Source organism: Sediminibacterium roseum, assembly GCF_009939005.1.
Lineage (GTDB): Bacteria > Bacteroidota > Bacteroidia > Chitinophagales > Chitinophagaceae > Sediminibacterium > Sediminibacterium roseum.
Window position 1 is genome coordinate 285698 of sequence record NZ_JAACJS010000002.1, and the last position, 23386, is coordinate 309083.

Consider the following 23386-nt stretch of genomic DNA (forward strand, 5'->3'; position numbering starts at 1 on the left):
TTTTTGAAAAATGAAAACAATGAAAATGAATACTTTTTTAATGGGCCTTGTTTTGCTGGCATCCACTACCGCCGCCAATGCACAGGTTACCGGCGTACAGGCGCCACGCGCCCGCAGCGCATCCGAAACATCGATCAGCGTAACAGGAGCAACGGCACCGTCGCCAGCGCTTGCTTCGGTAGGACACGGATATTCCTATTCCACCAACAACATAGATTATGTTTTTACCTCGGGCAAAGACTTCAAAATGGAGGACCTGAAATCGAAAGAGGTGAGCAAGGAGATCGCGATGCCCAAGGGCGGCGAGATCTATATTGAAAATACATCACGCGGCGTTGTTATAAAAACATGGGACCAGCCAAAAGTAAAAGTGACCACCACGGTTTATTACGACGGCGAGCCCAAATTAACCGATGAAGAATGGTTTGACAAACTCAACCTCAGTTTAAAAACATTGGGCACTTCTGTAAAGGTCAAATCAGGAGGCGTTAGCAGCGGTGGAACCGTTTATTCTTACAACGGGATCGGCAGCACAACTACAACTTCAACTTTTGGCAGCCAGGGCGGCGCGGCCATATTCAACAGTTCGGGACAGAACATCGGCAGCAAAAGCACACTGAAAAGAACGCTTACCATCACTGTGCCGGCGGGAAGCAAGATCGATGTGGAAAGCAAATATTCAGACATAACCCTGCCGGCAGGCATCGGCGATGTGAACCTGGATATTTCCAACAGTAACCTCGAATCGGAGAACCTGAATAAACTCACGCTCCGTTCAAAATATTCAAACATCAATGTGGGCGATATCAAAGTGGCTGAAGTGGAATTTACAAATGGCCGCTTTACGGCAAAGAACATCGACGATCTCGATATAGAAAGCAAATCATCCACCATCGAAATGGCATCGGCCAAAAAGATCGTGATCCGCAGCAGCAACGATGAGTATGAGCTGGAAGAAGCCGGCGAGGTACGCGCCCGGAAATCATACGGCAACCTGCGCATCACCAAACTCAACAACTCCCTGGAAGTAGACGGCAGCAATGCCGATGTGAAAGTGAGAAAAGTGGGCCCCGCTCTCAGCCTTATTAAAATAGACGATAAATATGCCGACGTCCGCATCCCACTGCGCGAAACAAAAAATTACGCCATTGATTTTACAGGGAACTACAGCTCGGTATATGGCAATTTCGAAAAAGTACCGGTGCCTGTCACCACTTCTGATAAAGATAAAAAAGACGGCGAGACATACATTATCCAGGGCAATGTTGCCAGGAACCTTGGGTTTTCACGTTCTGGCGACAACAGCAACCCATCCCGTTTTACAGCCACTGTTGGCGATGGAAAAGGGCTGAAAGTGGAAATGAAATGCCAGAATTGTACAGTGGACTTTAAATAAACACTGCACAGCAAACACCGAGACTCTCTCATGTGCATAAATCTCACACAGCCGATTTCTCATGTTGTTATATCGGTACGTGCCCTGTTTTTACAGGGCACTTTTTTTTGTGCCGGATGTTGAAAAACTGCTGTTTCCCGGCTTAAAGCCAGCGGCCGGAGCTTCCGGCCCGGGAATTGCAATTAAAGCCAATAGCTTTATCTTTATACCATCATGACCGAGCTGTATACATTCATACTCATTATCCTGACGTTGATACTGATCGCTTTTTTTGCGGGCTATGAGATCGCGTTCATATCGGCCAACCGGTTGAGCATCGAACTCAAGAAAAAACAGGGCCGTAAAAGCGGGCTGATCCTGTCGGGCTTCCTGGAGCACCCGGCAAAATTCATCGGGAGCTGCCTGATCGGCCTCAATATCTCGCTGGTAATTTATGGATTGCTGTTTCACGAGTTCCTCCGCAAAACACTCTGGAACCCGTTGAACCTGGAGAACGAATTTTTAAAACTCCTGTTCGATACCCTGGTTTCCTCCGTGGTGGTGCTGATATTGGGCGAGTTCCTTCCCAAAGCATTGTTCCGCGCAAAAAGCGACCTCTTGCTGAGTTTCTTTGCACCGGTTGCACGCTTTTTCCATACAATGTTCTCTCCGCTCACCAATTTCTTTGTAAACGTGTCGCAGTGGGTGCTGAAGTACCTGTTCAACGTTCGCGTGAACGACCGCAACGATGCGTTTACCAAAGTAGACCTGGAACATTTTTTCCAGCAAACCAAGGAGCAGGACGAAGACAACCAGGAACTCAATACCGAATTATTCGAAAACGCCCTGAGCCTGCCCATGGTAAAGATCAGGCAATGCCTTGTTCCGCGCACGGAGATAGAAGGCATAGACATTACCACATCGGTTGAAGAAGCGAAGCAACTGTTCATCAGCACCAAGCTCAGCAAACTGGTGGTGTACGATGACAACATCGATTCTATATTGGGATACATCCACCAGCTCGATCTTTTCAAAAAACCGGATTCCATCAGGTCGGTACTACATCCTGTTATGGCCGTTCCGGAAAGCATGAGTGCAACGGACCTGATCAGCAAATTCACCAAAGAAAGAAAAAGCATTGCCTGGGTGGTAGACGAGTTTGGCGGAACGGCCGGCATCGTTACCATGGAAGATGTGCTCGAAGAGATCTTTGGGGAAATACAGGATGAATACGATGTAGAAGAGCTGATCGAGAAAAAATTGTCGGACGACCAGTTCATCTTCAGCGGGCGGATAGAACTCGACTACCTCAACGAAAAATACGACCTGGATTTTCCCGCGAGCGAATCTGAGACCCTCAGCGGCTACATCATCAATGCCCACCAGGCCATTCCCAAACAGAAAGAAACCATTATCATCGACGATTACCGTTTCGATATCCTGACGGTGAGCGATACGAGGATCGAATCGGTAGAAATGAAGGTATTGCGGTAACCGGGAGGCGGCAGGAACCCGGCTGGCCGGCCGTTTGTCTCAAAAACTTATGATTTTTCATGTTCTCCTTACCCCTACCTTTGACCCCTGATAACAGTCTAAGAAGCAATGGCACTATTTAACAGAAACAGGGGCGGTATGAAATCAGAGATGACGTTTATAGATCATCTCGAAGAATTGAGAACACACATCATCCGCTCGGTGATTGCCATATTGATCGCTGCCATTGTAATCTTCATTTACCGCGACTGGGTTTTTGACTATGTGGTTGCGGGCCCCATCAACAAGGATTTCGTTACCTACAGCGCTTTGTGCCGCTTCAGCCATTGGGCGCATATGGGCGATGCCCTTTGCATGCCGCCGGTTAATGTGACCATGCAGAGCACAACGTTCGGCGGGCAGTTCCTCGGAAGCATTACCATGGCATTGGTAGGGGGCATCATCCTGGCTTTCCCTTATGTTTTCTACCAGTTCTGGCGTTTTGTAAGACCTGCATTGAAAGAAAAGGAAGCAAAGAACACACGTTTCGTGATCTTTTGGGTATCGTTCTTCTTTTTTACCGGTGCGGCTTTCGGGTATTTTTTCCTTGGGCCGTTCACCTTCAACTTCCTTGCGGGTTTCCAGTTGGGTACGCAGAAGATGATCACAACGATCCCTACGTTCTCGGATTATGTAGACAACCTGACCAACATCATGCTCGGTTGCGGGCTCGCATTCGAGTTGCCGGTACTGGCTTTTATCCTCACCAAGATCGGCCTCATCACACCATCGTTCCTTAAGAAAACACGCAAATACGCCATCATCGTTATCCTTATTCTCGCGGCATTCATAACGCCGAGTCCCGACTGGATGAGCCAGATGATCGTTTTCATTCCATTGTGGCTCCTTTATGAACTGAGCATCATCGTTTCTTCCCGCGTTGCAAAACAGCAGAAGCTGGACGATGAGGCAGAATGGGATTAATACAGCGGCGGGCGGGAGCAAGGAATAACCAGTTCATTCCAGGCTCCCGGCTCCTGAACCCATCCCGCCCATTCATATATTTTTTTCGAGGCTCTTCCTGCAATCTGTTATCTTAGTCCCCCTAATTGATACACATGAGTTTTGTTTTCGACAGTACCAAACCCATCGCCATTGGCTGCGACCATGCCGGTGTTGAATATAAGAATGCGCTGATCAGCTGGCTGACCTCCAAGGGATACGAGGTAAAGAACTTCGGTACCAATTCTCCCGATTCTGTGGATTATCCTGATTTTGCCCATCCTGTGGCATCGAGTGTTGAAAGCGGCGAAAGCGCTTTTGGCATCCTGCTTTGCGGCAGTGCCAACGGTGTGGCCATCACGGCGAACAAACACCAGCAGATCCGCGCAGGGCTTTGCTGGCAGAACGATGTGGCCCTGCTGGTACGCAAACACAACGATGCAAACATCATCTGCATACCGGCGCGTTTTGTTTCGTATGCATTGGCAGAACAGATGGTCGATCTTTTCATGACCACCGCTTTCGAAGGCGGCCGTCATGGAACACGCGTTAATAAAATTGCTTGCTCTTAACTCAAACAATAATCACAGATGAAAAAACTACTACTGCTTTGCCTGCCCTTCGCTACAACGGTGGCGCTGGCTCAGAAAACAGATGAGGCTGCTAAATTTGCGGCACTCATTACGCCTCAGGCGCTGAAAGAAAAACTGACCATCCTCGCTGGACCCGAAATGGAGGGCCGCGAAACCGCATCGCCCGGCCAGAAAAAAGCTGCGGCGTGGATAGAGGCGCAATTCAAAAGCTTCGGACTGAAACCAGGTAACGGCGACAGCTACCAGCAATTGTACCCGGTGTACCAGGACCAACTGACCGACAAAAAATTAAGGGTGAACGGGAAAACATTTGAATGGGACAAAGACTATTCATTTGGCATCAGTTCCGGCGACTGGAAATTCAACGAATTTGTTTTTGCAGGATACGGAAACTATGATTCTGCCAAGAACATAAATGATTTTACAGGATTGGATCTGAAAGGAAAAGTGGTTGTGATCCTCGAAACACCGGGCGCAGTAATGGGCCGCGCGGCTTTTGCAGGGTTACAGGCAAGGCAAAGAATGCTTCTCTCAAAAGGAGCGGTGGGTATGCTTACGGTTGCTGATTTCTCGAAGAGGAACCCAACCAATACCAAAGGAGGCATGAGGCTCGCCCCGCCAGCAGCAGGTAATGCAGCAGGCGGAAGGGGTGCAGCGGCGCCAACCAATTTTTACACGGCCACCATTTCAAACGCAGTGGCTTCGGCCTTGTTTGGAAGAACGAGCACGATCGCTCTGGCTGACCTGAAAAATGTAAACAAAGGCAACTACTACGCAGAGCTGTCTATCCACGCAGAAAAAACAAATGTTCAGCTCGAGAGCAGCAATGTGATCGGGGTATTGCCGGGCACCAGCAAGAAAGATGAATATGTGTTCCTCACGGGCCACTACGACCACCTTGGTAAAAATGGAAACGTGATTTACTACGGTGCAGACGACGATGGTTCAGGAAGTGTGGGTGTGATCCAGATGGCGGAAGCATTTGCCGCAGCTGCGAAAGCGGGCAACAAGCCAAAAAGAACCATGATCTTCATGACGGTTAGCGGAGAAGAAAAGGGATTGCTTGGATCGGAATACTATTCTGAGCACCCAACAGTAGATATGTCGAAAGCATCTGCAGACCTCAACACAGACATGATCGGAAGAGGAGACTCATCGCGCAAGGGCGATACACTGAACTATGTTTATGTGATCGGCCACGACAAACTGAGCTCAGACCTCGCACCCATCAACGAAGCCGTGAACAAGCAATACGTAAACATCGCACTTGATTACAAATACGATGATCCGGCGGATGTGAACAGGATCTACTATCGCAGCGACCATTACAACTTCGCCAAAAAAGGCGTTCCTATCCTGTTCTTCTACGATGGTATGCTGGGAGCAGATTACCACAGGCCAACAGATACGGTAGACAAGATTCAATTCGACATCATGGCAAAACGCGCCCAACTCGTGTTCCACACCGGATGGGTGATCGCCAACCGCGATGCCATGTTGAAAAGAGATATTCCTTTGAATATGCCTTCAAGATAAACGGCATACAAGATCAGGTAAAGAAAAATCCCCGGCAGAGAAAGACGCCGGGGATTTTTCTTTGTAATAACCCGTATCTGCCATCGCCTGGCGCCGTGATGGGTTGCATCAGGTAACGGGGCGGTTTACAGCACGCCTTTTTTACCGCGTTGGAATAAGCAGTGTCCATCCGTGAAAATCCGGATCAGCACAACTTGATTCCCAAACGGCCACCGTTGTTCCAAAAGAAAACAGCCCGGAATGCCGGGCTGTTTCGATCAGGTAAGTTGTATGGCCTGCAATGAATACAGGAACAATTATTTCGCTTTTTTCAGAACCAGGTGTACCTCGCCGCCTGAACCGTCGGCCTTTGCGGTAGTGAACTCGAGCCTGTTCGCTCCGGAGATCTTGGCATTGGTAAGGGTAGTGTTTTGTTTTTGACCTTTCGACGTGATCGTGCTGGTAGTGATGGTGCTGTTCTTTTCATCAACGGTGTAGGTTCCTTTTTCAACTTCATCAACAGGTGAAGTAAGTTGCGTGGTTCCGTTTGCATTGAACTGGAAATTCACTTTTTTGAACATCGCGAACTGTTGTTTTACGATGTTAAGCGCCATTTCGAGGTTTGCGGCACTGCCCGCAGCCTGTTTTACAACATCGCTTACAGCGATAGAATCTTTGTCTACATTGTAATGGACTTGTCCGGGTACATCTACCGAGTAGATCTCCCATTTACCCACCACATTGCCTTTGGTCACTTTGGTTTGCGCGCCTGCTGCCAGTACGATTACGAGGAACAGGAGGGATGCCGTTATTTTTTTCATGTTTATATATTTAAAATAAAACACGAATTACCTGAATAATCTGCATTATTTCGAGCAATTCGTGTTAAAAAAGGTTACGGAAGGTTAAAGAATGTTACCAGCCCAGCAAATAAGCGAAGATCAATGGCACCACAATGGTGGCATCGCTCTCTACAATAAACTTGGGCGTATGGATATCCAGCTTGCCCCAGGTGATCTTTTCGTTGGGAACGGCGCCCGAATACGAGCCATACGACGTGGTTGAATCGCTGATCTGGCAGAAATAGCTCCAGAACGGCACATCGTGCCATTCAAGGTCCTGGTACATCATCGGCACCACGCAGATCGGGAAATCACCGGCAATACCGCCGCCTATCTGGAAGAAGCCCACGCCTTTGCCGCCGCTGTTCTGCCTGTACCAGTCTGCGAGCCACACCATGTATTCGATACCGCTTTTCATCGTGCTCGCTTTCAGCTCGTTTTTGATCACGTACGATGCAAAGATGTTACCCATCGTACTGTCTTCCCAGCCCGGAACCACGATCGGCAGGTTTTTCTCGGCCGCTGCCAGCATCCAGCTGTTTTTGGGGTCTATCTCGTAGTATTGTTCCAATACACCGCTCAGCAGCATTTTGTACATGTACTCGTGCGGGAAATATCTTTCACCGCTCTTATCGGCATCCGCCCAGATCTTGTGGATGTGTTGCTGCAGCCTGCGGAACGCTTCTTCTTCGGGGATGCAGGTATCGGTAACGCGGTTGTAATGGTTCTCGAGGAGGTCCCATTCTTCCTGCGGACTCAGGTCGCGGTAGTTGGGCACCCGTTTGTAGTGGCTGTGTGCAACGAGGTTCATGATGTCTTCTTCAAGATTGGCGCCCGTGCAACTGATGATGGCCACTTTGTCCTGCCTGATCATTTCAGCAAGGCTGATGCCCAGCTCGGCCGTACTCATGGCGCCGGCAAGGCTCACGAGCATTTTACCGCCCTCAAGCAGATGCGTCTCATATCCCTGCGCGGCATCGATCAGCGCGGCTGCGTTGAAGTGCCTGTAATGATGCTGTATAAACTGGGAAACCGGTCCTTTACTCATGATGGTTGATTTTGAGGGGCAAAAGTAAATTTTTTGCCCGGTTTTATGGCAGAACAGGCCCGCGGCGAGGATTTATTTTTCGACGGGAAAAATCTTATTGATACTTTGCTTACCCGTAACCAGCCTTATGAAATTATTGTTAAGCAACATAACGATCGGTAAATGGCGAATACCTGTTCCCGTATTCCTTTGGTTTCTGCTCACGGCCCTGGCAGCCATTGCGGAGATCGCGCGCGGGGAGATCAACAATTACAAGATATATACCGGTGTATTTGAACACACCATCAAACAGCTCAATCTCTACAGCGAATACCCGGCGGAATATTTCGATACCAACCATTATGGGCCCTTGTTCAGCATCGTGATAGCGCCGTTTGCCTGGATGCCCGCGGCAATCGGTTGTTTTCTATGGTGCATCGTGAACGCGGTGATACTGTTGTATGCCATCAGGCAACTGTCGCTCACCCCAAAACAACGCAACCTCATTTTACTCATTGCACTGGTTGAAATGATGACGGCCATCCACAACGTGCAATTCAATGTGATGCTTACAGGATGGATGTTGCTGAGCTTTGTGCTCGTAGAAGAAGAAAATGATTTCTGGGCCGCCTTTTTTATCGTAATGGGTTTGCTCACCAAAATCTATGGCGTTGCCGGCATCGCATTTTTCTGTTTTTCAAAACACAAGGTGAAATTTGTTTTGTCGTTCGCTTTCTGGCTCGTTGTATTGGTTTGCCTGCCCATGGTTATTTCTTCGCCGGCGTTTGTGATTCAATCTTACCAGGACTGGTACCAATCGCTCGTAGAGAAAAACGAGCAGAACACCAGCACCATCGCGCCCAAGCTTGCACAGGATATTTCGGTGATGGGAATGATCAGCCGCAGTTTCAGCATCAACGAAATGAACAACCTGTTTGTGCTGGCGCCGGCTGCATTGCTGCACGCCCTTCCGTTTCTCCGCTTCAAACAGTACAAACATGTTGCGTTCCGCATCACTTTCCTGTGCATGGCATTGGTGAGCGTGGTGATCTTCAGTTCCTCTGCAGAATCGCCTACGTTTGTGATCGCTGTTACCGGTATCGCCACCTGGTATGTTATACAGGATGGGATGAAACCCGCACTCAAAAATGCGTTGGTGTTTTTTGTACTGCTGCTTACGTGTTTGTCGGCCACCGACCTGTTCCCGGCCTATGTACGCAACCATTACATACGGCCCTATTCGCTGAAAGCATTGCCCTGTTTCGTGGTTTGGTGCGTAATGGCATGGCAGATGTTGTTCAAGGATTTTGGGAGGCGGAACGAAGCGGTGTAAGAACCTTTACTTTGTGATACTTCAGCAAAGGACGAAGCGAAATTCTTTGATATTATAACGGCCTTTATAAATATGCGGCCGGCCTGAAAAAATAGGCCTGTTTGGTTTGGCCCCCGGCTATCCGCTAAATTCTTACCTTAGTGGCATCAATCCCCCTGTCTGCCAGATGAAGAAACGAATCTCCGTCGTTATACCTGTTTGCAATGAAGAAGCAAACGTAAGCATCATCACGGCTGCATTGCAGCATGTTTTTGCATCGCTGCCCTATGGTTTTTCGATCACGTTTGTAGACGATGGCAGCACAGATGGAACCATGAACGAGCTCAAACGCCTCGCTTCGGCCAGCAACAATGTATTTTTCATATCACTCGCCAGGAATTTCGGGCACCAGAATGCACTGAAAGCGGGGCTCGACCTGGTAGACGGCGATGCGGTGATCATGATGGACGGCGATATGCAGCACCCGCCCGACCTGGTGCCGGAAATGATCCGCCAATGGGAGCAGGGTTTTGATGTGGTGTATACCATCCGCAAGGACCACAAGGAAATGCCGCTGATGAAACGCAAAACATCGAACATGTTTTACAACCTCATTAATAATTTATCAGATATAGAACTGGAGCAGGGCACGGCAGATTTCCGGTTGATGGATAAAAAAGTGGTGGAAGTGTTCCGGGCATTCAAGGAAACCGATCTCTTTATGCGGGGCCTGGTGAAATGGATGGGATTTAACCAGCTTGGGATAGAATACGATCCTGCGCAGCGCACCCATGGAAAATCGAAGTATACGATGAAAAAAATGCTGCGTTTCGCGTTGCAGGGCATTACATCGTTCAGCACAAGACCGCTGTACATTGCAACGTACCTGGGTTTTATTTTTTCGATCTTATCGCTGCTCTATATTCCATACATCATCTACAGTTATTATTTCGGTCACACCATTTCAGGATGGGCATCCATGATCGCCACCATGGCCTTCTTTGGCGGCCTGCAGTTGATGATACTGGGCATCATCGGCATGTACCTCGGTAAACTGTTCATGCAAAGCAAACAGCGCCCGCATTACATCATCAAAGAATCAAACCTACAGGGATGAACCGTTATGTGCTGCTGAGTTTTGATGTGGAGGAATTTGACATGCCGCTCGAATACAATTTTTCCATCAGCCCCGGAGAACAGATGCGTGTAGGGAAGAATGGGCTGGATGCGATAGATCCGTTGCTGAGTGACCCCTCCATTGTGTCTACGCTTTTTACCACGGCTAATTTTGCGATGCATTACCCAGTGAACATCAGGCAGCTGGCCGGCCGGCACGAGATCGCCTCGCATACTTTTTACCATTCTGAATTTGTGGATGAGCACCTGCTTCAATCGAAAGAAAAACTGGAAGAGATCGCCGGCAAACCGGTAACGGGGCTGCGTATGCCGCGCATGCGCAAAGTGGAGATGGACGAAGTAAAAAAGGCAGGATACAGATACGATTCATCCATCAACCCAACCTGGCTGCCGGGCCGCTACAATAATTTTCACCTGCCGAGAACGGTTTACAACGATGGGGGAATGACACGTGTGCCCGCCTCCGTTTCGCCACTGATCCGGGTTCCGTTGTTCTGGCTCAGTTTTAAAAACCTGCCCTATGCCGTTTTCAAAATGCTTGCCCTGCAAACGCTGAAGAAAGATGGCTACCTGTGTCTTTATTTTCATCCATGGGAGTTTACGGATATAGACAACTACGGGCTGCCAAATTTCACCAAAAAGCCGGATGGATACCAGCTGCTGGAGCGGCTGCACAGGCTCGTTCGCGATCTGAAGAAGGAAGCATCGTTCATCGCGATGAACGAGTTCGTGAACGAGAAAAGCCCCGCGTAACGGGGCTCTTCTGATCTACAACCTAACCTATGCTTGAGAATCCTTTATGAATGGAACGTGAACGGTGAACACGGATCGTAGTGACCGTTCATTTGCAGATTGAACCTGGATCCTTAAACCTTATTCAGAAATTCAATGTTCACCGTTCACGTTGCGGTTCAAGCGTATTATTTGATTTTTCCCTTGAACACAGAAACATCACCAAAGGCGCTTACCTCGAGGATCTGTTTCCTGTTGCTATCTGCCACCATTACATAGTATTTTGATTGTTCGCCGCTGGTAAACTCCAGCGCTTCTGTGATGGTGAAAGTTGGATACGTTTTTTTGATCTTTTTCAAACCTTTCGCTGGGAGCTGGCTCAGTTCCATTTTCTGCGTGGTGCCGATGAGGTCGCCGTCTTTTGCAAAGAATGCGGTCATCTCTTCATCGTCAACGGTAAAAGTAGCGCTGAGAAACTGTGGTGCTTCGGCCCACTCAACATTGGTGGCGCGGGGGAACAGGATCTCGAAATTGTTTTTCATCTGGCGTGAAACCTTAGCAACATCTGCTGCAAAAGAACTTCCGGCGGCTGCTAACACAATGAGTGCTGCGATAAATAATTTTTTCATAGTGGTTCGTTTTTAATTTTATAATAAATGTTGTTTGATGTCATTTTTTATTGACAATCCAAATCTAAAAACCTTCCCTTCTTTTTATTTTGAATTGTGACGGAAACAAGGTTTTTACCACCCCGATGTTACAAACGGTAGCCAACACCCGCCGATTTATACCGTGAAACCGCGTGAAACGCAATGCCAGCAAGTGTTTCAGCCAATTTCTTAACGGATTCTTAAAACCAGTGACGAATGGATTGTACGGTGTGTCCGGTTTGGTATGAACGGCGGGAATCCCTTGTGCGCTGCGTATACAAACCTGCGGCAACCGGTATTTATGTAAAAAGTCGGGTCGATTTTCTTAACAATTGCGTAATGTAAAAGAGCGACAATAATGCCTTGGTCGCCATTTTGCCGGTTGAAAGTTGGCGTTGTCGAAAAACATTTAGATATTTGTCTAAATATATAATCAATCATTTGAACTTATTATTCAAGGCGCTTAACGACCAGACGCGGCGGGAGATACTGGAGTTGTTGAAAGATGGTGATCTTACGGCAGGCGAGATTGCGGACCGGTTCCATATTTCCAAACCGAGCATATCGCACCACCTCGATCTTTTGAAACAGGCGGAGCTGGTAACATCGGTGAAAGAGGGGCAGTTTATCTATTACTCGCTTAATACTACGGTGATGGACGAGGTGTTGAAATGGATCATTCAATTCTCAAAAAACAAAAAGAAATAGCATGAAAAAGTTTTCAACCATGGCAACCCTGCTGGTATTGCTGATTGTTGCGATACCATTGGTCTATGCTGCCATCATTTATCCCGGCCTGCCCCACACCATTCCCATTCATTTTGGCGCCAATGGTAAACCCGATGGTTTTGGTTCGAAAGACAACCTGTGGTTCAGCACCGGTCTTTTGTGTGTAGTGGCGCTCGGCGTTTATTTCCTGATGAGTGCGCTTCCTAAAATAGACCCAAAGAACAAGGCAGGGCGGTCGCCCGACGTATACAGGAAGATCGCTTTCGTGGTCGTGATATTTCTCACCGGCATAAACGTGACCATTGTTTCTTCGATGAAAGGAGACACGCTTGCCCTGAATCATTTTTTGTTGCCGTTGATGGGATTGTTCTTTGCGGTGCTTGGCAATTACATGCACAGCATCAAACCCAACTATTTCGTTGGCTTCCGCACGCCCTGGACGCTGGAGAGCGAAGACAACTGGCGCAAAACGCACCAGCTTGTAAGCAAGATCTGGGTGCCCGGCGGGCTGCTCATCACCATCGCCACCTTTTTCCTGCCGATGGAGCTGGGCATCTTCGTTTTGCTGATCGTGCTCATCCCCATGATCGCGATACCCGCCGTGTTCTCCTACCGCTACTATAAAAAACACGGTGTATAATTTCACACCCCCGGCGGCCAACTGTGTTTTTCCGTGAAATCCGTGGCATCATTCTTGTTTCCCGGCTCTTCACACGTATCTTCTACCCATGAATTACCTCGCCCACGCCTATCTATCCTTCCATCAACCACAGGTATTGGTGGGAAACATGATCAGCGATTTTGTAAAGGGCCGCAAACAATTCGATTACCCCCCGGTGGTGCAGCAGGGCATCCGCCTGCACAGAGCCATCGATACGTTCACCGACCAGCATCCCGCCACCAAAAGGGCAAAAGAATTTCTGAAACCTGCGGTTGGCCCCTACAGTGGTGCCTTTGTGGATGTGGTGTACGACCATTTCCTCGCGCTCGATGCAACGCATTTCACCGAAACCGGCCTCCGGTCTTTTGCAGAAGAGGTGTATGCGCAACTCCACAGCAACCTATCCTTATTGCCCGAACGTTTTGCGGCACTGTTGCCTTATATGTCTCAGCAGAACTGGCTGTTTGGTTACCGCTTCACAGACGGCATCGAAAAAAGTTTTGGCGGCGTGGTGCGCAGGGCGCAGTATTTAAACAGTTCTGCAGAAGTGTTCGATCTCTTTGTGCTTCACTACGATGCGCTGCACGAAGCATACAAGGCTTTTTTCCCCGAGCTGTACCAATATACTTCCACACAATTCAACGCTTTGCTAATACAATAGCGGTTATCTTTGGTAAAATCCTTTTCAATGAAAGTAGTAGTAAGCCTCGTTTGTATGCTTGCTTTTTTCTCCTCGCAGGCACAGAAGCCAACGGACCTGGATAAGTCGCCGATGGACATGAATTACTGGCCCCACAACTATCCCATCCTTAAAATGAACGGCAAAGCGAGGTCGATGCCCATTGCGCGTGTGCTGTATGGACGGCCGATGATCAACGGAAGGACCATTTTTGGCAGCATCCAGAAATACGATGAGGTATGGAGGCTGGGCGCGAACGAGGCAACGGAGATCGAATTCTTTACAAATGTAAAAGTGGCGGGCAAGTTCATTGCCAAAGGACGCTACACCATGTACTGCATTCCGCACGAAACAAAATGGACATTGATCATCAACCGGGATAATTACAGCTGGGGACATTTCAAATACGACAGCAAGAAAGATGTGCTCCGCAAAGATGTGGAGCTCGACAAAACAAACGATACCGTTGAGGCCTTCACCATGTATTTTGATGAAACACGCACCGGCGCCAATCTTGTTTTGTTATGGGATGATCTGAAAGCGGTACTGCCCATGTCGGTAGCGCCGTGATGCGGTCGGTATAACAAAGATCGTTTGCCGGATTCCATGTAAAACAACCATTTCAATAACCACATAATAAAGTTCATGAAACTCGCAACAAAATACATTCACGCAGGTGCAGAACCGGATCCATCTACAGGTGCGATCATGACCCCGATCTACCAGACATCAACCTATGTACAGGAAGCGCCCGGGGTAAACAAAGGATATGAATACGCACGCAGCCAGAACCCAACACGCAAAGCTTTGGAAGATGCCTATGCGCAAATAGAGAACGGCAGGTTTGGCCTGGCTTTCGGCAGTGGTGTTGCAGCAACAGATGCGGTGATCAAATTGTTATCGCCGGGCGACGAAGTGATCGCTGCGAACGATATGTATGGCGGAACCTACCGCCTCTTCACAAAAATATTTGCCAAGTACGGCATCCAGTTCACGTATGTTGATACAACCGATGTGAACAACATCCGCAAAGCCATTTCGGAAAAGACAAAACTGATCTGGATAGAAACGCCTACCAACCCGCTCATGAACATCACGGATATTGAAGCGGTGGCGGCTGTGGCCAGGGAAGCAAAAGCGTGGTTGTGTGTAGACAATACCTTTGCATCACCCTACCTGCAGAACCCGCTCGATCTTGGGGCAGATATTGTTATGCATTCCGCTACCAAGTACCTCGGCGGGCACAGCGACCTGATACAGGGTTGTCTTGTGATGAACGATGAAAACCTCCGTGAACAATTGTATTTTATACAAAAAAGCTGCGGCGCGGTTCCGGGGCCGATGGATTGTTTCCTGGTTCTGCGTGGGATCAAAACGCTGCACATACGTATGCAGCGCCATTGCGAGAACGGTGAGAAGATCGCCCATTTTTTGCGCAACCATCCGAAAGTAGGAAAAGTATACTGGTGCGGATTTGAGGACCATCACAACTACGCCATCGCCAAAAAACAAATGCGCGGTTTTGGGGGAATGATGAGTTTTGTTTTGAAAAACGACAGCGTTGATGAAGCCAAACGCGTTCTTTCCTCCACAAAAATATTTTCATTGGCAGAAAGCCTGGGCGGTGTTGAGTCATTGATCAACCATCCTGCGTCTATGACGCATGCTTCCATTCCACGCGAGGAAAGAATAAAGAATGGGTTGAGCGATAGTTTGATCCGCCTGAGCGTGGGCATCGAGGATGTGGATGACCTGGTTGCCGATCTTACAGCAGCGATCGGTTAGGCTGCTGCGGCCGCTATTGTAAAGAGAAACGAAGAAAGGAGCAGATCAACTCTTTTCTTCGTTTCTTTTTTGTGTTACTTCAACTCAAAAGATGCCTCAACCGTGTTTTTTGAATCGCCGCCTACAAAAACCTTAAACTTACCTGTTTCAAGTTTTACGTTTCCTTCCCCATCAAAAAAAGAAAGGTCCTTTGGGGTTAAAACAAAATCGACGGTTTTGGTTTCGCCTGCTTTCAAAAATATTTTCCGGAAGCCTTTCAACTCTTTCACCGGCCGAACGATCGAGGCTGTCATGTCGCGGATGTACAGCTGAACAACCTCCTCACCATCATAAGCGCCTGTGTTTTTTACCGTGATGCTTACGGGCAATTGGGTTTGTTTCGTTACTGTTTTACCGCAGTTCAGGTTTGCATATTCAAACGTTGTATAACTCAATCCAAACCCGAAAGGATACAAAGGCGCATTCGGGATATCGCGGTAACGCGAGGTGAAAGGGCCATCGCGTTTTTCGGGCGTGGGTCTTCCGGTGTTGATGTGGTTGTAGTAAACGGGGATCTGTCCAACAGCATACGGAAAGCTCATCACTGTTTTCCCCGAAGGGTTGTAATCACCCGCAAGCACATCGGCCACCGCGTTGCCGGTTTCTGTGCCGAGGATCCAGCACTGCAGTATCGCGTTGGTGAGATCTTTTACCTGGGTAAGTACGAGTGGCCTTCCGCTGTTGATCAGGGCAATAACGGGTTTGCCGGTTTTCTGCAATGCTTTTAATACCTGCACCTGTCCCTCGGCAATGTTAAGATTTGCGAGCGATCTTTCTTCGCCCGATAATTTTCCGCTGAGGCCGATCACCACAACGATCGCATCGGCACCCGAGGCAGCGGACACTGCATCGCTGATCAGTTTTTCATTCGTGGTTGCGTCTGCGTTGTAGCCCTCGGCAAATGTAATTTTGGATGCGCCGAATTTCGACTGCAGCCCTTCCAGTACGCTCACGGCCTCATCTGCTTTTCCGTTGGCGATCCAGAAATCGAACATGTCTTCCTTGCTTTTTGCATAGTGGCCGATGAGTGCAATTTTGCCAAGCTGTTTTTTAAGCGGCAGTGCATTGGCATCGTTCTTTAACAACACCATTGAACTTCTTGCCGCTTTCAATGCTTCCGTTCGGTTGGCCGTTGTAAAAAGGCTGGCCGACTCGCGGGCCTCGTCTGAAAAACGGTAGGGATCCTCGAAGAGCCCGAGTTTGAATTTGTAGTACAGCACGCGCGATACAGCCTCGTCCACCTGTTTCATCGTAAGCTTTCCTTCCTTTACCAATTGCGGCAGGTATTGGATGATGAGTTTCGATTCCATATCCATCATACTGCCCGCTTCCAGGGCCTTGCGTGTGGCGTCTTTCCCGTCTTCTGCATAACCATGTGTAACGATCTCTCCAAAGGAGCCCCAATCGCTCACTACCAGCCCTTTGAAGTTCCATTTCTTTTTGAGCACATCATCCACCAGGTATTTATTAGCCGTTGCGGGAACGCCGTCTACGAGGTTGAACGAATTCATTACGGTTGCCGCACCCGCATCTACCGCGGCCTTGTAAGGAGGCAGGTATTTGTTCCACAATGCGCTGCGCGATACATCTACATTGCCGTATTCTCTTCCGGCTTCCGATAAACCGTATGCGGCGTAGTGTTTTACGCAGGCCAACACATGGTTCGCATCATCCAGATCGCCCTGTAAACCTTTTACGCGGGCAGCCGCTACTTTTTCTCCATACCAGGTGTCTTCACCCGCACCTTCCATCACACGCCCCCAGCGTGGGTCGTTGCTGATATCACACATCGGCGCAAAGGTCCAGTGGAGCCCGGCCGCCGCTGCTTCCCTTGCTGCCACCGAAGCATTTTTTTCGATCTGCGGAAGATCCCAGCTGCAGGCTTCTGCAAGGGGGATGGGGAAAATGGTTTTGTATCCATGGATCACATCAAATGCAAAAAGGATGGGTATGCCCAGGCGCGTTTCTTCCACCGCCACTTTCTGGATGTTGCGCGTTTCTTTCACACCGGTAACATTGAGAAAAGAGCCCACCTTGCTCTCGCGCACCATCTGCACCTTGGCCTGCTGGTTGGCATCGTTTACTGCCGGGCCGGTGAATACACCACCGTTGAGCTGGTTGAGCTGGCCGGCTTTTTCTTCAAGGGTCATGCGATGCAGCAGATCGGCGATCCGCTGGTTAATGGTTAGCTTTGCATTTTTGTAGGCCGGGCCTGGCGCCGGTTTTTTCTGGGCAAAAACAAATTGGGAACAGGCAAGCAGGCAAACAATGGCAATTTTTTTAAGCATCGGTTAGGTTTTGCGGGCGATAAATATAGGAAAGGTAGATAGTTTATAAAAGCGATAAGGCGAAGAAAGAGAAAACGATTTCGTAGATCATGGAAAAAGAGAACCTGAAGGATTTTTTTGAAGCAAAAGTGAAGCAATACAACCGGCCATCGTTCATCAAGGACGATCCCGTATGTATTCCGCATCTTTTCACAAAAAAGCAGGATATAGAGATCGCGGGGTTGTTTGCCGCCATATTTGCCTGGGGAAACCGAACCACCATCATCAACAAATCAAAAGAACTGATGGGGCTGATGGGAAATGAGCCACACGATTTCTGCCTCAACCACAGCGAAAATGATCTCAGGTCGCTGCTGCAGTTCAAACACCGCACCTTCAATGCAACGGACCTGTTGTATTTCATCGCATTCCTGAAACACCATTATACCAACAACAACAGCCTTGAAACCGCTTTCCTGAAGATCCCGCGCGGCGGGGAGCATACAATGGAGCAATCGCTGATCCATTTTCACAATTATTTTTTCTCGCTGGAGCATGTGCCCGGCAGAACAAAAAAGCACATTGCCACTCCTTACAAGGGCTCCACCTGCAAACGCATCAACATGTACCTGCGCTGGATGGTGCGGCGCGATAAGAACGGTGTTGATTTTGGTATCTGGAAAAAAATAAGTCCTGCAGACCTGGTCTGCCCCATAGACCTGCACGTGGCGCGTGTTGCAAAGCGGTTTGATCTGTTACACAGGAAACAGACCGATTGGCTGGCCGCTGTTGAACTAACGGCGTATTTGAAGAAACTGGATCCGCTCGACCCGGTAAAATTCGATTTTGCTTTGTTTGGATTGGGTGTGATGGAAAAATTTCAATAAGCGGTATTGAACTGGGCCAGGAACAATGCATGCAAAAAAAAGCGCCGGTGATTTCGGCACCGGCGCTTTTGATCATGCATAAGACCGTTGTTAACTGAACGGCGCTTTTACCACCTTGGCCTTAACGCCGGTATTCCTGATGTCGATAAAGATCTCTGTATCCAATGCGGCGTGTGAAGTGGCCACATATCCCAGCCCGATCGCTTTGCCGAGCGACGGTGCCTGTGTTCCGCTGGTTACCTTGCCGATGGTATTTCCTGCTGCATCTTTGATAAGGTAATCGTGGCGGGGTATGCCGCGGTCGATCATTTCAAAGCCAACCAGTTTGCGGGTTACGCCTTCTGCTTTTTGTTTCTGAAGTATCTCTTTCGCCGTAAAATCCTTGGTGAATTTTGTGATCCAGCCCAACCCGCCTTCCAATGGAGAAGTGGTATCGTCGATATCGTTTCCGTAAAGACAATAACCCATTTCAAGCCTGAGTGTATCGCGTGCACCGAGCCCGATCGGTTTCAATCCCTGTGGTGTGCCGATCTCGAAGATTGCATCCCATATTTTATCGGCAGCGCCGTCTTTGTCTTCAAAATAGATTTCTACGCCGCCCGACCCTGTATAGCCTGTGGCACTCACGAGCACATTGTCAACCCCCGCAAATTTTCCTTTGGTAAAGGTGTAGTATTTGAGGTTCATGATGTCGGTATCAACAAGCGGCTGCAGGATCTTTGTTGCATTTGGTCCCTGGATGGCGAGGAGACAGGTTTTGTCGCTGATGTTGTGCATCTCCACATTCTTTGTATTGTATTTGCTGATCCAGTTCCAGTCTTTTTCAATGTTCGATGCGTTTACAACAAGCATGTATACTTTGTTCTGCTCAATGCAATACACGATCAGGTCGTCTACGATCCCGCCTTCCTCGTTCGGCAGGCAACTGTACTGCGCCTGCCCGTTGGTGATCTTTGAAGCATCGTTGGAGGTTACGCGCTGGATCAGGTCGAGGGCGTTTTCTCCTTTGAGCATGAATTCGCCCATATGGCTCACATCAAAAACACCTGCATTTTTGCGAACGGCTGCGTGTTCATCGTTGATACCTGTATAACTGATCGGCATGTTATAGCCCGCAAACTCGGCCATCTTGGCGCCAAGTGCAATGTGTTTCCGGGTGAAGGGAGTGTTTTTCATCGTTAGGTTGTTAGGACGCAAAAATAGGGCTTTGATCTTGGAATTTGTGGATTGTGAAATTTTGAAACAGGCATAAAAAAAAACCGCGGTTCATTTAACTACCGGCGGCTTCTTTTGTATAAAATTCCAAATGGTTAGTGGTCAAACGTGATCACCCTTGTCAACTTCCATTCCGTTCCATCTTTCTTCCAGATGTGCACAAATTTGAAAACGCCTTTTTCCGGTTTCCCGTTTTCTACATGGCTGAACTCGTGCGATCCTGTTTGTATGGCGCCAAAATTTTTGATGGGATATACTTCCATGCTGCCGGGTACCAGTGTTCTTGTCAACACGTAATCCCGCGCGAACATCGAGCCGAAATCTTTCATGGTTTGCGTGTAGTCTTTTACGCCGTCGTTGTCCTGGTACAGTTCCAGGTTGGTTCCGAATACATTTTTCATGGTGTTCAGGTCGCGGGTATTGAAGGCGTTGAACAGCACGCTGTCCATGTGAAGGATCTCCGCGTACAGTTTTTTGTTTTCTGGTGAGCGGGCGTTCTTTTGGGCGTGGCCTATCATAACCGACAACAGGAACACGATCGCAAACGATAGCACCCTTGATCCGATGAATGAATATTTGATGTTCATGGGTTTGGAATTTTAAAGTTCTGTCGCTAATCTTTCCCTGATGCCGTGGTCGAGCTCTTTTATTTTTGCAAGGGCGGAAGAGTCGTTTTCATTTTTCTTCATGCGGATGTAAACATAGCCGGGCCGTGTTTTTACGTAGAAGGTGCTGTTGTTATCGAGTGTTACCTTCCCGTCCATCCTTGAATTTTCAAACAGGGCGTTGGCGCCGAGTTGACGGTCCATGTAACGTTGGATCATCTTCGTTTTCGCCCTGTGGAAATAGGCGCGGATCTCGTACGAGTTGTCTTTTTCTTTTGTTTTGATGGACAGCTGATCTTCGTGCCTGAACACCGAATCAAAAGTATAGGTCACAAAAACCGCGACGCCCACCAGGAATAGAACGAGCAGCAGGAAAACCTTTTTCATTTAAAATAATTTACGGGTAAAAAATGCTTGGGTGATTCATGGGCAGTTTTGCCACAGATTTCACGGAAGAACACAGATTTTTTGAGAGGGTACAGATTTCGGAAACCAACTGTGCTCTTCCGCGAAATCCGTGGCAAAAAAATAGGAAGAGTAAGGGAAGAACCTCCTCCTGTGAACAGGACGAGGTTCTTGTATTCCCAACTTCAACCGAGTTTACAATACCATCTGCATGAAAGCGATCCTGGAGAGTTCCGGTGATGCATTGTTGTCTGCATCGCTGGGCTTGTCTTCTACAGTTGCTTTGTTGGTATCGGGTACAATATTGTAAGTTGTTGCTTTTTGGTACTTGTATTTTGGAGCGGTGGTGGTATCTACTGGTTTGTCGAGTTGTTTCTTCAGTTCTTCTGTTTCTTTCTGTTTCTTTTCTATTTCTTTTTCCAGTTCTTCCCTGCTCTTTTTAAAGTTCTCTACGGCATCGCTGTGTGTTTCGTTGTCGTCGCTGGTAGAGGTTTCTTCCGGTTTTTTGTTGGTTCTTTCAAGGCCGGTTTCTGTCATGATGTATTCCACATCAGACGACCAGTCTTCGTAATCGTTGCTGTTCCATTCTTCTTCAAAATCCCAATCGTAGCGGTGTCTGCTGTTGATGTGGAAATTGTTGTTGAGCCTGTTGCGCACCGAGCGTTTGATCACTACTTTTTTACCAACGGGGATCTGCATGATCACGGTTACATTCTGGTTCCTGAAGCGTGTACCTCTCTGGATGGAGAAGCCGCGGTCGAGGTCAAGAAGGCTGTCTTGCTGAACAAAACCGTAGTGGATCTCGTTCACATTTTTCAATGCGGTGTTTTCATCAGGGCCATAGCTTTCTTTGTAAGCGGTAACGTGGAACAGGGAGTCTTTGCTTTTTACAAGGTGCAGCTGCACGTTGTTCAGCAGCAGGCTGTCGCCCGAGGTGGTAAGCAATCCATCCATCTGGAACCAGCGTCCGCCGATCACTTTGATCCTTGATTCGGGTACGTTAACGATGATCTTTCCATGAGAGGGTTGTGTGATGGTAAGTTCCTGTTTGTCTCTTGCACGTGCATCAAAGTTGCGTACAATAGATGCTGCCAGTAAGCCGCCGCAGATCAAACCGATCACCCAAAGTCCTGCAAAAGTGAACCCGAGGTATTTCTTTTTCGATTTAACACCCATGATCCTTCGTATCACCCATGTGATGAATGCTACTACCGGCACACCCAGGAAAAGGAAGATGGTTGCCCATGCGAGAAAATGTTGTGTTACACCTTCGAGGAAGAAATCTTTCAGTGGAAACACACCAATGCCCGCGGTCATCAAAGCGATCAGCGCCACCAGCAATGCGAATGCAGCGATACCGGCGATGAAAAGGAAAAAGGCTTTGAAAAGAATTCCTATCGCGCCACCAATCCTGCTGCCGCCGCTTCTTGCTACATAGCTTGCTTCTGCGCTGAATTGCTGCGCTTTCTGGCTTATGTCTTTTCCAAAGTCCTTTCCGAAGTCCTGCGCGCGGTCCTTAAATTCACCGCCCCATTTTTCTGCACGGGCCTTAAAGCCTTCGAGGTCTTCCTGGATGGTGTTTTTGATGGTATTGAGGTCTACTTTTTCTCCGCGCATCTCCAGTTTTTCAGAAGCGCTTTTTGCTTCAGGTATCACGGCCCACAATACGGCATATACTACGAACAAGGTACCGCCGAATGATCCGAAGAGAATATTAGGGAACGGATCGTGGTCGAACCAGAAGATCCTTCCGAATATAGAGGAAACGATGCCGGCTACCAGGGGCAGTGCGAAAATGATCCTTGGTATCCATACGGCGATGTCGAAGTAAGAAGCGATACCGCTTGCCACGCCTGCGATCACTTTTTCATCAGGATTGCGGTACATTCTTTTGGTAGAAGAGGTATGGTTCAATGGTTTTGAAGGGAGGATGATCCACAACAAAATATATACGAGTATACCTGTACCGGCGCCAAAGCTCAGCAAGGCGAATACAAGACGAACGATGGTTGGATCGATGCGCAGGTAGCTGCCGAGGCCTCCGCACACACCGCCCAGGATCTTGTCGTTGTCATCGCGGTACAAACGTCCGCGTGGCTCAGGTGTTGATTCGAAAGCGGCAGAGGAATGGCTGCTTCCTGTCTGTTCTGCGCCGAGTTGGGATTTTACTTTGCCTTCTTCGCCTTCGAAGTCTTCAGGGCGGCCCATGCTTTCGATGATGTGGTTCACTTCATCATCGGTGATGCAGGTGTTGCCTTTTTTGAGGCTCTCACCAAACAGTTCGGCAATACGTCCTTCAATATCATTGATGATCTCGTCGCGACCTTCCTCTTCGGCAAAGAACCTGCGCAAACTTTCTACATACTGTTTCAGCATGTCGTAAGCAGATTCCTCGATAGGAATTACCCTGCCCTGAAAGTTTATATTAATTACCTTTTTCATGTCAGTTCAATTTT

Annotated in this window: 22 protein-coding genes; 14 read left to right on the forward strand and 8 right to left on the reverse strand. The window is 48.4% G+C overall.

Features of this window, described 5'->3' with window-relative positions:
* Nucleotides 1–25 precede the first annotated feature (25 nt).
* The 5 genes from GWC95_RS01230 (at nt 26) to GWC95_RS01250 (ending at nt 5979) form a co-directional block, all read left to right on the forward strand.
* Nucleotides 26–1396 (forward strand): DUF4097 domain-containing protein, encoded by a 1371-nt coding sequence (locus GWC95_RS01230; protein ID WP_161816847.1) that lies wholly within the window; start codon nt 26–28, stop codon nt 1394–1396.
* Nucleotides 1397–1609: 213 nt separating this feature from the next.
* Nucleotides 1610–2869, forward strand: a complete 1260-nt coding sequence (locus tag GWC95_RS01235) for a hemolysin family protein (protein ID WP_161816848.1) — start codon at nt 1610–1612, stop codon at nt 2867–2869.
* A 138-nt stretch (nt 2870–3007) separates the two neighbouring features.
* Nucleotides 3008–3832 carry a twin-arginine translocase subunit TatC gene (gene tatC, locus GWC95_RS01240; protein ID WP_237722025.1) on the forward strand — a complete coding sequence of 275 codons (825 nt, stop codon included), beginning with the start codon at nt 3008–3010 and terminating at the stop codon, nt 3830–3832.
* 134 nt (nt 3833–3966) lie between these two features.
* Nucleotides 3967–4422: a ribose 5-phosphate isomerase B gene (gene rpiB / locus GWC95_RS01245; RefSeq protein WP_161816850.1), complete on the forward strand. Its 456-nt coding sequence runs from the start codon at nt 3967–3969 to the stop codon at nt 4420–4422.
* An 18-nt stretch (nt 4423–4440) separates the two neighbouring features.
* Nucleotides 4441–5979: a M28 family peptidase gene (locus GWC95_RS01250; RefSeq protein WP_161816851.1), complete on the forward strand. Its 1539-nt coding sequence runs from the start codon at nt 4441–4443 to the stop codon at nt 5977–5979.
* Between the two features lie 296 nt (nt 5980–6275).
* Here GWC95_RS01250 and GWC95_RS01255 read toward each other — a convergent pair whose 3' ends face one another.
* Entirely contained in the window at nt 6276–6779 is a 504-nt protein-coding gene (locus tag GWC95_RS01255; RefSeq protein WP_161816852.1) for a hypothetical protein, read from the reverse strand.
* 94 nt (nt 6780–6873) lie between these two features.
* Nucleotides 6874–7848, reverse strand: coding sequence for a deoxyhypusine synthase family protein (locus GWC95_RS01260; protein WP_161816853.1), 975 nt, complete (start codon nt 7846–7848; stop codon nt 6874–6876).
* Between the two features lie 127 nt (nt 7849–7975).
* On the opposite strand from GWC95_RS01260, the gene GWC95_RS01265 reads away from it, so the two are divergent.
* From GWC95_RS01265 to GWC95_RS01275, 3 genes are all read left to right on the forward strand, one after another.
* Nucleotides 7976–9160: a glycosyltransferase family 87 protein gene (locus tag GWC95_RS01265; RefSeq protein WP_161816854.1), complete on the forward strand. Its 1185-nt coding sequence runs from the start codon at nt 7976–7978 to the stop codon at nt 9158–9160.
* A gap of 166 nt (nt 9161–9326) precedes the next feature.
* Nucleotides 9327–10256: a glycosyltransferase family 2 protein gene (locus tag GWC95_RS01270; protein WP_161816855.1), complete on the forward strand. Its 930-nt coding sequence runs from the start codon at nt 9327–9329 to the stop codon at nt 10254–10256.
* Entirely contained in the window at nt 10253–11029 is a 777-nt protein-coding gene (locus GWC95_RS01275; protein WP_161816856.1) for a polysaccharide deacetylase family protein, read from the forward strand. The genes GWC95_RS01270 and GWC95_RS01275 overlap by 4 nt, the downstream gene beginning before the upstream one ends.
* Nucleotides 11030–11196: 167 nt before the next feature.
* Here GWC95_RS01275 and GWC95_RS01280 read toward each other — a convergent pair whose 3' ends face one another.
* Entirely contained in the window at nt 11197–11637 is a 441-nt protein-coding gene (locus GWC95_RS01280) for a hypothetical protein (RefSeq protein ID WP_161816857.1), read from the reverse strand.
* 462 nt (nt 11638–12099) lie between these two features.
* Here GWC95_RS01280 and GWC95_RS01285 point away from each other — a divergent pair, with 462 nt between their 5' ends.
* The 5 genes from GWC95_RS01285 to GWC95_RS01305 all read left to right on the forward strand — a co-directional run bounded on the left by GWC95_RS01285 (nt 12100) and on the right by GWC95_RS01305 (nt 15512).
* On the forward strand, nt 12100–12366 hold the full coding sequence (locus GWC95_RS01285; RefSeq protein WP_161816858.1) for an autorepressor SdpR family transcription factor: 267 nt from the start codon (nt 12100–12102) through the stop codon (nt 12364–12366).
* A 1-nt stretch (nt 12367) separates the two neighbouring features.
* Nucleotides 12368–13027, forward strand: coding sequence for an SdpI family protein (locus GWC95_RS01290; protein ID WP_161816859.1), 660 nt, complete (start codon nt 12368–12370; stop codon nt 13025–13027).
* A gap of 88 nt (nt 13028–13115) precedes the next feature.
* Nucleotides 13116–13709: an acyl carrier protein phosphodiesterase gene (locus tag GWC95_RS01295; RefSeq protein ID WP_161816860.1), complete on the forward strand. Its 594-nt coding sequence runs from the start codon at nt 13116–13118 to the stop codon at nt 13707–13709.
* Between the two features lie 27 nt (nt 13710–13736).
* Nucleotides 13737–14297 carry a DUF2911 domain-containing protein gene (locus GWC95_RS01300; protein WP_161816861.1) on the forward strand — a complete coding sequence of 187 codons (561 nt, stop codon included), beginning with the start codon at nt 13737–13739 and terminating at the stop codon, nt 14295–14297.
* 75 nt (nt 14298–14372) lie between these two features.
* A complete protein-coding gene (locus GWC95_RS01305) occupies nt 14373–15512 on the forward strand; it encodes a cystathionine gamma-synthase (RefSeq protein WP_161816862.1) in 1140 nt (379 codons plus the stop codon).
* A 74-nt stretch (nt 15513–15586) separates the two neighbouring features.
* On the opposite strand, the gene bglX is transcribed toward GWC95_RS01305, so the two are convergent.
* Nucleotides 15587–17839, reverse strand: coding sequence for a beta-glucosidase BglX (gene bglX / locus GWC95_RS01310; RefSeq protein ID WP_161816863.1), 2253 nt, complete (start codon nt 17837–17839; stop codon nt 15587–15589).
* Nucleotides 17840–17928: 89 nt separating this feature from the next.
* Between bglX and GWC95_RS01315 the strand changes: the two genes are divergently transcribed.
* A complete protein-coding gene (locus GWC95_RS01315) occupies nt 17929–18705 on the forward strand; it encodes a TIGR02757 family protein (protein ID WP_161816864.1) in 777 nt (258 codons plus the stop codon).
* A gap of 90 nt (nt 18706–18795) precedes the next feature.
* Here the strand turns inward: GWC95_RS01315 and gcvT are convergent, their stop codons facing one another.
* The 4 genes from gcvT to GWC95_RS01335 form a co-directional block, all read right to left on the reverse strand.
* Nucleotides 18796–19881 (reverse strand): glycine cleavage system aminomethyltransferase GcvT, encoded by a 1086-nt coding sequence (gcvT, locus tag GWC95_RS01320; protein ID WP_161816865.1) that lies wholly within the window; start codon nt 19879–19881, stop codon nt 18796–18798.
* A gap of 134 nt (nt 19882–20015) precedes the next feature.
* A complete protein-coding gene (locus GWC95_RS01325) occupies nt 20016–20507 on the reverse strand; it encodes a nuclear transport factor 2 family protein (RefSeq protein WP_202630183.1) in 492 nt (163 codons plus the stop codon).
* Between the two features lie 12 nt (nt 20508–20519).
* Nucleotides 20520–20912: a hypothetical protein gene (locus tag GWC95_RS01330; protein WP_161816866.1), complete on the reverse strand. Its 393-nt coding sequence runs from the start codon at nt 20910–20912 to the stop codon at nt 20520–20522.
* A gap of 213 nt (nt 20913–21125) precedes the next feature.
* Entirely contained in the window at nt 21126–23372 is a 2247-nt protein-coding gene (locus tag GWC95_RS01335; RefSeq protein ID WP_161816867.1) for a PspC domain-containing protein, read from the reverse strand.
* Between the last annotated feature and the right edge of the window lie 14 nt (nt 23373–23386).